General features: G+C 65.1%; 8 protein-coding genes and 1 tRNA gene. 5 read left to right on the top strand and 4 right to left on the bottom strand.

Annotation, left to right across the window (positions count from 1 at the left end; genetic code table 11):
• From tolA to VLR48_RS16955, 5 genes are all read left to right on the top strand, one after another.
• The coding region (gene tolA, locus VLR48_RS16975) for a cell envelope integrity protein TolA (protein ID WP_325292925.1) at positions 1 to 499 on the top strand (499 nt) is incomplete at its 5' end.
• Between the two features lie 15 nt (positions 500 to 514).
• Complete coding sequence (gene tolB, locus VLR48_RS16970) at positions 515 to 1,837, top strand: Tol-Pal system beta propeller repeat protein TolB (protein WP_325292924.1); 1,323 nt, start codon at positions 515 to 517, stop codon at positions 1,835 to 1,837.
• A 227-nt stretch (positions 1,838 to 2,064) separates the two neighbouring features.
• Positions 2,065 to 2,613 carry a peptidoglycan-associated lipoprotein Pal gene (pal, locus tag VLR48_RS16965; protein WP_325292923.1) on the top strand — a complete coding sequence of 183 codons (549 nt, stop codon included), beginning with the start codon at positions 2,065 to 2,067 and terminating at the stop codon, positions 2,611 to 2,613.
• Between the two features lie 353 nt (positions 2,614 to 2,966).
• Positions 2,967 to 3,830: a tol-pal system protein YbgF gene (gene ybgF / locus VLR48_RS16960; protein WP_325292922.1), complete on the top strand. Its 864-nt coding sequence runs from the start codon at positions 2,967 to 2,969 to the stop codon at positions 3,828 to 3,830.
• Positions 3,831 to 3,934: 104 nt separating this feature from the next.
• Positions 3,935 to 4,010, top strand: a tRNA-Lys gene (locus VLR48_RS16955).
• Between the two features lie 312 nt (positions 4,011 to 4,322).
• Here the strand turns inward: VLR48_RS16955 and VLR48_RS16950 are convergent.
• The 4 genes from VLR48_RS16950 to VLR48_RS16935 are packed head-to-tail and all read right to left on the bottom strand — an operon-like array spanning position 4,323 to position 5,457.
• Positions 4,323 to 4,517 carry a hypothetical protein gene (locus VLR48_RS16950; RefSeq protein ID WP_325292921.1) on the bottom strand — a complete coding sequence of 65 codons (195 nt, stop codon included), beginning with the start codon at positions 4,515 to 4,517 and terminating at the stop codon, positions 4,323 to 4,325.
• On the bottom strand, positions 4,514 to 4,780 hold the full coding sequence (locus VLR48_RS16945; protein WP_325292920.1) for a hypothetical protein: 267 nt from the start codon (positions 4,778 to 4,780) through the stop codon (positions 4,514 to 4,516). Before VLR48_RS16945 ends, VLR48_RS16950 begins: the two co-directional genes overlap by 4 nt.
• Positions 4,781 to 4,800: 20 nt before the next feature.
• Positions 4,801 to 5,076, bottom strand: coding sequence for a hypothetical protein (locus VLR48_RS16940; protein ID WP_325292919.1), 276 nt, complete (start codon positions 5,074 to 5,076; stop codon positions 4,801 to 4,803).
• Between the two features lie 39 nt (positions 5,077 to 5,115).
• A complete protein-coding gene (locus VLR48_RS16935) occupies positions 5,116 to 5,457 on the bottom strand; it encodes a hypothetical protein (protein WP_325292918.1) in 342 nt (113 codons plus the stop codon).
• Positions 5,458 to 5,712: the final 255 nt, after the last annotated feature.

The following is a 5,712-nucleotide window of genomic DNA, read 5'->3' as shown; positions in this document are numbered from 1 at the left end:
CGAGGCCGCCCTCGAGCGCCAGCGGCAGCTCGAAGAGGAGGCCCGCCTGATGGCCGAGCTCGAGGAGCGTCGTCTCGTCGAGGAGCTTGCCCAGGAGAGCATCGAGCAGGAGGCCAGGCGGATGGCCGAGGAGGAAGCTCAGCGCAGGCTCGCAGCGGAAGAGGCCCAGCGCACGCGCGAGGACGACATGCTGTCCTCCTTGGCCTCGGAGCAGCTCGCGCGCGAGGCCGATCGCTATGTCCCCGTGATCCGAGATAAGGTCCGTCAGTTCTGGGTCCGGCCGCCGGCGACCGGTCGCGATCTCGCGACCGTGGTCTCGGTGCGGCTCATCCCGGGCGGCGACGTCGTGCCGAACAGCGTTCGGGTGGTTCAGAGCAGCGGCAATACCGCCTTCGATCAGTCCGTGGTCGCCGCGATCAATCAGGCATCGCCCTTGCCCGTGCCGTCCGGCCCCCTGTTCGAGCGCTTTCGCGAGTTCAATTTCACCTTCAGGCCCTAGCCAGGACAGACCCCTATGCCCCGACACCAGCGCCGCCCCTCGATCCTCATGGCCTTCGCCCTCGTCCTTGTTGGATTCGGGTTCGGATTCGGAGCCGGCCCGGCACAGGCACGTCTGAACATCGAGGTCACGGGCGGTGTCGAGGCAGCTCAACCGATCGCCGTCGTCCCCTTCGGCGTGAGCGACGGACTCATCCCGCCGGTGGACATCGCCGCGGTCATCAGCGCGGATCTCGCGCGCACCGGTCGGTTTCGTGCGATGCCGACACGCGACATGCTCGACATGCCGGCCCGACACGAGGACGTGGATCTGCGCGACTGGACCCTGCTCGGGATGAACAACCTGGTCATCGGCCGCGTCGAGCCCGACGGCACCGGCTTCCGGGTCAGCTTCATCCTCTACGACGCCTTCCGCGGCGACCAGCTCGCCAGCAGCACACTCGTCTCCACCAAGGCCGGCATGCGCAACACGGCGCACCGCATCTCCGACATCATCTATCAGAAGCTGACCGGCCAGCGCGGCGTTGCGGCCACCCGCATCGCCTACGTGACCGCTACCGGCCAGGGCGAGGGCCAGACCGTGACCCTGCGCGTCGCGGACGCCGACGGCTACAACCCCCAGACCATCGTCTCCTCCGGCGAGCCCATCATGTCGCCGGCCTGGTCACCCGACGGACGCCGCGTCGCCTATGTGTCGTTCGAGAACAAGCGCGCCGCCATCTATGTGCAGGAGCTGGCCAGCGGGCGCCGCGAGCTGGTCGCGAGCCATCCCGGCATCAACGGCTCGCCGGCCTTTTCCCCGGACGGGCGCAAGCTCGCGATGACGCTCTCCAAGGACGGCAATCCCGACATCTATGTGCTGGATCTGACGAGTCGCGAGCTGGTGCGCCTCACCGACCATTTCGCCATCGACACCGAGCCCTCCTGGTCGCCGGACGGCCAACAGATCATCTTTACCTCCGATCGCGGCGGCAGTCCGCAGATCTACCGGATGGGCTCGGGCGGCGGGCCCGCCCAGCGGATCAGCTCCGAGGGCGATTACAACGCGCGCGCCTCCTACGCGCCGGACGGGCGCTCCATCGTCCTGGTGACACGGGTCAACGGCATGTTCCGCATCGGGCTGATCGATCTGGATCGCGGCTTCATGCGGCTGCTGAGCAACGGCAGCCTGGACGAGTCGCCGAGTTTCGCACCGAACGGCAGCATGGTAATTTACGCGACCATCCACGGTGGCCGTGGCGTACTGGCCGCGGCTTCGATCGACGGCGGCGGCAACCAGCGCCTGTCGCAGGATTCCGGCGAGGTCCGCGAGCCCGCTTGGTCGCCATTCATTAAATGAACCCGGCGCCCCGAGGGTCTTGATCATATGAAGGGCCGGCAAGGTGGACATCCGTAGGGTGAACATCTGTATGGACACGCGCAGCGCAGTCCACCAAGCCCCGCGCCGGCGCCGTTGGACTGCGCTCTCGCTTGTCCCTACGGTGCTTGTCCTCCGGGCCGCATGACCAAGGCTCGCCCCGAACAATCCAACGTCCAATCCCCGAAGCCGGGGCAAAGGAGTCTGCGATGACATCGAAACCTAGGGGCATCCGGTCGTCGGGCCTCATGTTCTCCGCCGTCGTGCTCGCCGCAGCCTTGGCCGCCGGTTGCGCCGGCGCGCCGAAACAATCGACCGAGCAGGTTGCGCCTCGGCCGGTGCCGACCGCGCCGACCACGCCGACCACGACTGCCCCGCTCGAAACCACGCGCCCGGTCTACGCGGGGCCTTGGGAGGATCCCGGCAACCCGCTGTATCAGCGGACCATCTATTTCGACTACGACACCGCCGAGATCAAACCCGAATATCTCCCGGTGCTCAAGACCCATGCGCGTTATCTGGGCACCAACGCCGGGGTCAAAGCGACACTCGAAGGCAACACCGACGAGCGCGGGACGCGTGAGTACAACCTCGCGCTGGGCGATCAGCGAGCGGAATCGGTGCGGCGTTTGATGATTGCCGACGGCGTGCCGCCGAACCAGTTGTCCACGCTCAGCTACGGCGAAGAACGCCCGGCCAATCCGGGGCATAGCGAGCAGGCATGGCGGTTGAATCGGCGTGTCGTGATCCAGTATTGAATCGCGTCCCGCTCGACCTGCGAGCCTTTACTTTGGGATCGGGTTTTACGTGTGTCTGCGGGCGTTGGCGTCGACGCGATTCAAGTCTTTTATGGTGATTTCCGGGAAAGGATCGACCGACGCGTAGGGGCGAATTTATTCGCCCCCAAAGGCCCAGCACATCTTCCGGGCATGCCCAGCCGGCAGACCTATTCATGGAATCGACTCGTCGTTGGTCGGGTTAGCGCAGCGTAACCCGGCATTCCGGCTCCGTATGGCGGGTTACGGCGCACCTAGCCCGACCGACGCGATCGGCGCCGCGTTCGACACAGTTTGGCAATACTTGCACCGTCTCAAGGTTTAGGAGTGCATTCATGGGTATCCGACCGGTTGTCCTGATTCTGTCTGCGGCTCTGATCGCCGCGGCCATCCCGGCGACGACGCTGGCAAACCCGGCGCTCGAGGCGCGGCTCGCCCGCATGGAGCGCATCCTCGAGAATCAGGCTGGCTCCGATCTGCTGCTTCAGATGCAGCAACTGCAGATGGAGATGCAGGAGCTGCGCGGTTTAGTCGAGATGCAGCAGTTCGAAATCCAAAAGCTGCAGCGCCAGCAACGCGATCAATTTCTCGATATCGACTCTCGGCTCGGCGCCGAACGCGGTGATCCCTTGGGTCCGGCCGCGCCGGGCGACCGCAACGGCGGCCTCGGAATCGGATCCATCGACGTCAGCGGAAGCGATCTCGACGCACCTGCCGGTACACCCGAGCCACCGCCATCCATCGGCGCGCCCGTCCCCTCGTCGAGCGGAGCCGCCGGCATCCCCTCCTTGCCTTCGCCCGAGACGACCGGCGGCAGCGAGCGCGATGCTTATGCCGCCGCTTTCGAGCTGCTCAAGGAGCGCAAGTACGACGAGGCCCAAGCCACCTTCAATGACCTGCTCCGGCGTTATCCGCAGGGTCAGTTCACCGACAACGCCCGCTACTGGCTCGGCGAGACCTACTATGTCCAGCGCAACTACCCGGCCGCCTTAGCCGAGTTCGATCGCTTGGTCCAACTGAGCCCCGACAGCCCGAAGGTCCCCGGCGCCATGCTCAAGATCGGCTACATCCAATACGAGCAGAAGCAGCTCGACCAGGCGCGCGCCGTGCTCGAGGACGTGGTCAAGCGCTACCCCGACAGCACTGAGGCGCGCCTCGCCAAAAGCCGCCTGGAGCGGATCGGCCAAGAGTTGCGCTGAGCGATCCCGACGGGGCGCACACGGCTTCGACGACACTCGCTTTCACCGGCGCGCGTCGTAACCCTTCAAAAAGACCGCGCGCCGCTTTATACTGACCGGCTTTCGCGCCCTTAGCTCAGTTGGTAGAGCATCTGACTTTTAATCAGGTGGTCGCAGGTTCGAGCCCTGCAGGGCGCACCATAAAAACAACGGCTTAGATCCATCGGGTCTAGGCCGTTTCCTTTTGAGTCACCATAGAGTCACCACAGGAACGGGTTTCGCGGTTTTTGCGGGCTCGTTGCCGCCCGTCTCGGGGCTCGCTTCAGCCGCCAGAATCGCCGGATATGTAGGACCGCTCGATTCGGATGATCCGCTCGCCGGGCAGCGGTGCCAGGGCCGCAGGGTGCGAGCCGCACGCGAACGCGCCAGGGTCGCCGGAAACCCACTCGCCACAGGCGGGGCATTCTCGGGCAATGGTGATCCGCTCGCGATGCAGTCGCGCCCGGATAGCCTTCAAGCGGTTTCGTGTTGCTCGCATGGTTTGTTGCCTCGGTGGTTGTCGGGAAGACAGATGGCGATCCGGCCTTGATCCAGGATCGCGCGGATTTGATTCTCGCTCGCGCCGACCAGGACCGCGCCGTTCGGTTCCTGAGTCTGGTTGCGTTGCCGCAGGGCCGCCAGGCGCCGACGCATGGCGCGGGTGCTCATCGCGCCGCCTCTTCCAAGGCGTCAAGCTCGGTCTCGATTTGATCGACGCGAATCGATTCCAATATGGTCCGCATCAAAAATGCGCCCGTCCGGGCTGTCTCTGCGTCGGTTTGGCCGGTGCGCAGCTCGCCATAAAGACGACTCAACTCTTTGCGGATCTGGCGAGCGCTCGTCAGCCGGTATTGGCGGGGGCGGGGGGCCTGTCTGCCTGTTTCCCTTTCAGGATCAATCGGTACCGCGTGAATTTCGGCGCGTTTTTGCATCGTTTAATCCTCAAAACTCATCATTTATCGACACTTTCGGGCTCGGTTTCCGTCCGAATCAGTTTGAAGCGGTGCCGGGTGTTCATCCGCCGCAGTAGCTCGTTCGCAAGATCCGCAACCGCGAACGGGTCGCCCTTGCGGAACGCCGGGGCGATGGCCTCAAGGATCGCGGTCACTGGGGCCGATGCGATGGCCGCATCATCGCCGCTCAACAGTTCCAGCGCCTTGATGCGCAGCTCGCGTTGCCGTTCGGCGCCGGTGCGGGCGGGTCGCTTCGTCGGTTCGGGGTTGGTCATATCGCGTCACTGTAACGGGCTCGGGTTGTCCTAGTATCGTCACTGTGACGAAACATGCAAGCCGTTAGGGGCGCCGGGGGCAATGGGCTCGGGCGGTTCCCATGTCGCCGCGCCGGCCGCAACCGCCGCCCGGAAATAGGTCGCGCGTGCATCGGGATTGACCGCCGCGCGTGACAAGATCTCGGCTCGGGTTGCGGGGTCGGTCTCGCCGATGGCGTCCAGCCAGGCGCCGATGATGGCCGCGTCTTGCGGGTCCGGTTCGCCGCCCTGGGGCTCGGGCTCGGGCTCGATACGCGCGCCGGGGTAGCGTTCGTTCAGATCCGCCAGTGTTGCGGGCGGGGTGCAGCTCAGGCTAAACCGCTCGCCGTTCGGTCGTGTCACCAGCCATAGGCGCCGCGGTTCGTCGCCCGAAACATATCGCCTTATCGTTTTCTCGGGGGAACCGGGGGAACCGGGGGAACCGCATTGATTTATAAGGCAGTTATCGGTTCCCTTTGGCAATATCGCCGGGGGAACCGGGGGAACCGGGCCGGGGTTCAGTCGCTTTGTCAGATCCGCGATGCTCATTCCATGTCCCTCGGTGTGATGGCGTATAGGTGTTCCGTCCGGCCTTGAACCTTGGTCGCCTTGGTTCGC

It is taken from the genome of Thiocapsa sp. (assembly GCF_035467215.1).
Lineage (GTDB): Bacteria > Pseudomonadota > Gammaproteobacteria > Chromatiales > Chromatiaceae > Thiocapsa.
This window is presented reverse-complemented; position numbering and strand designations above follow the sequence as displayed.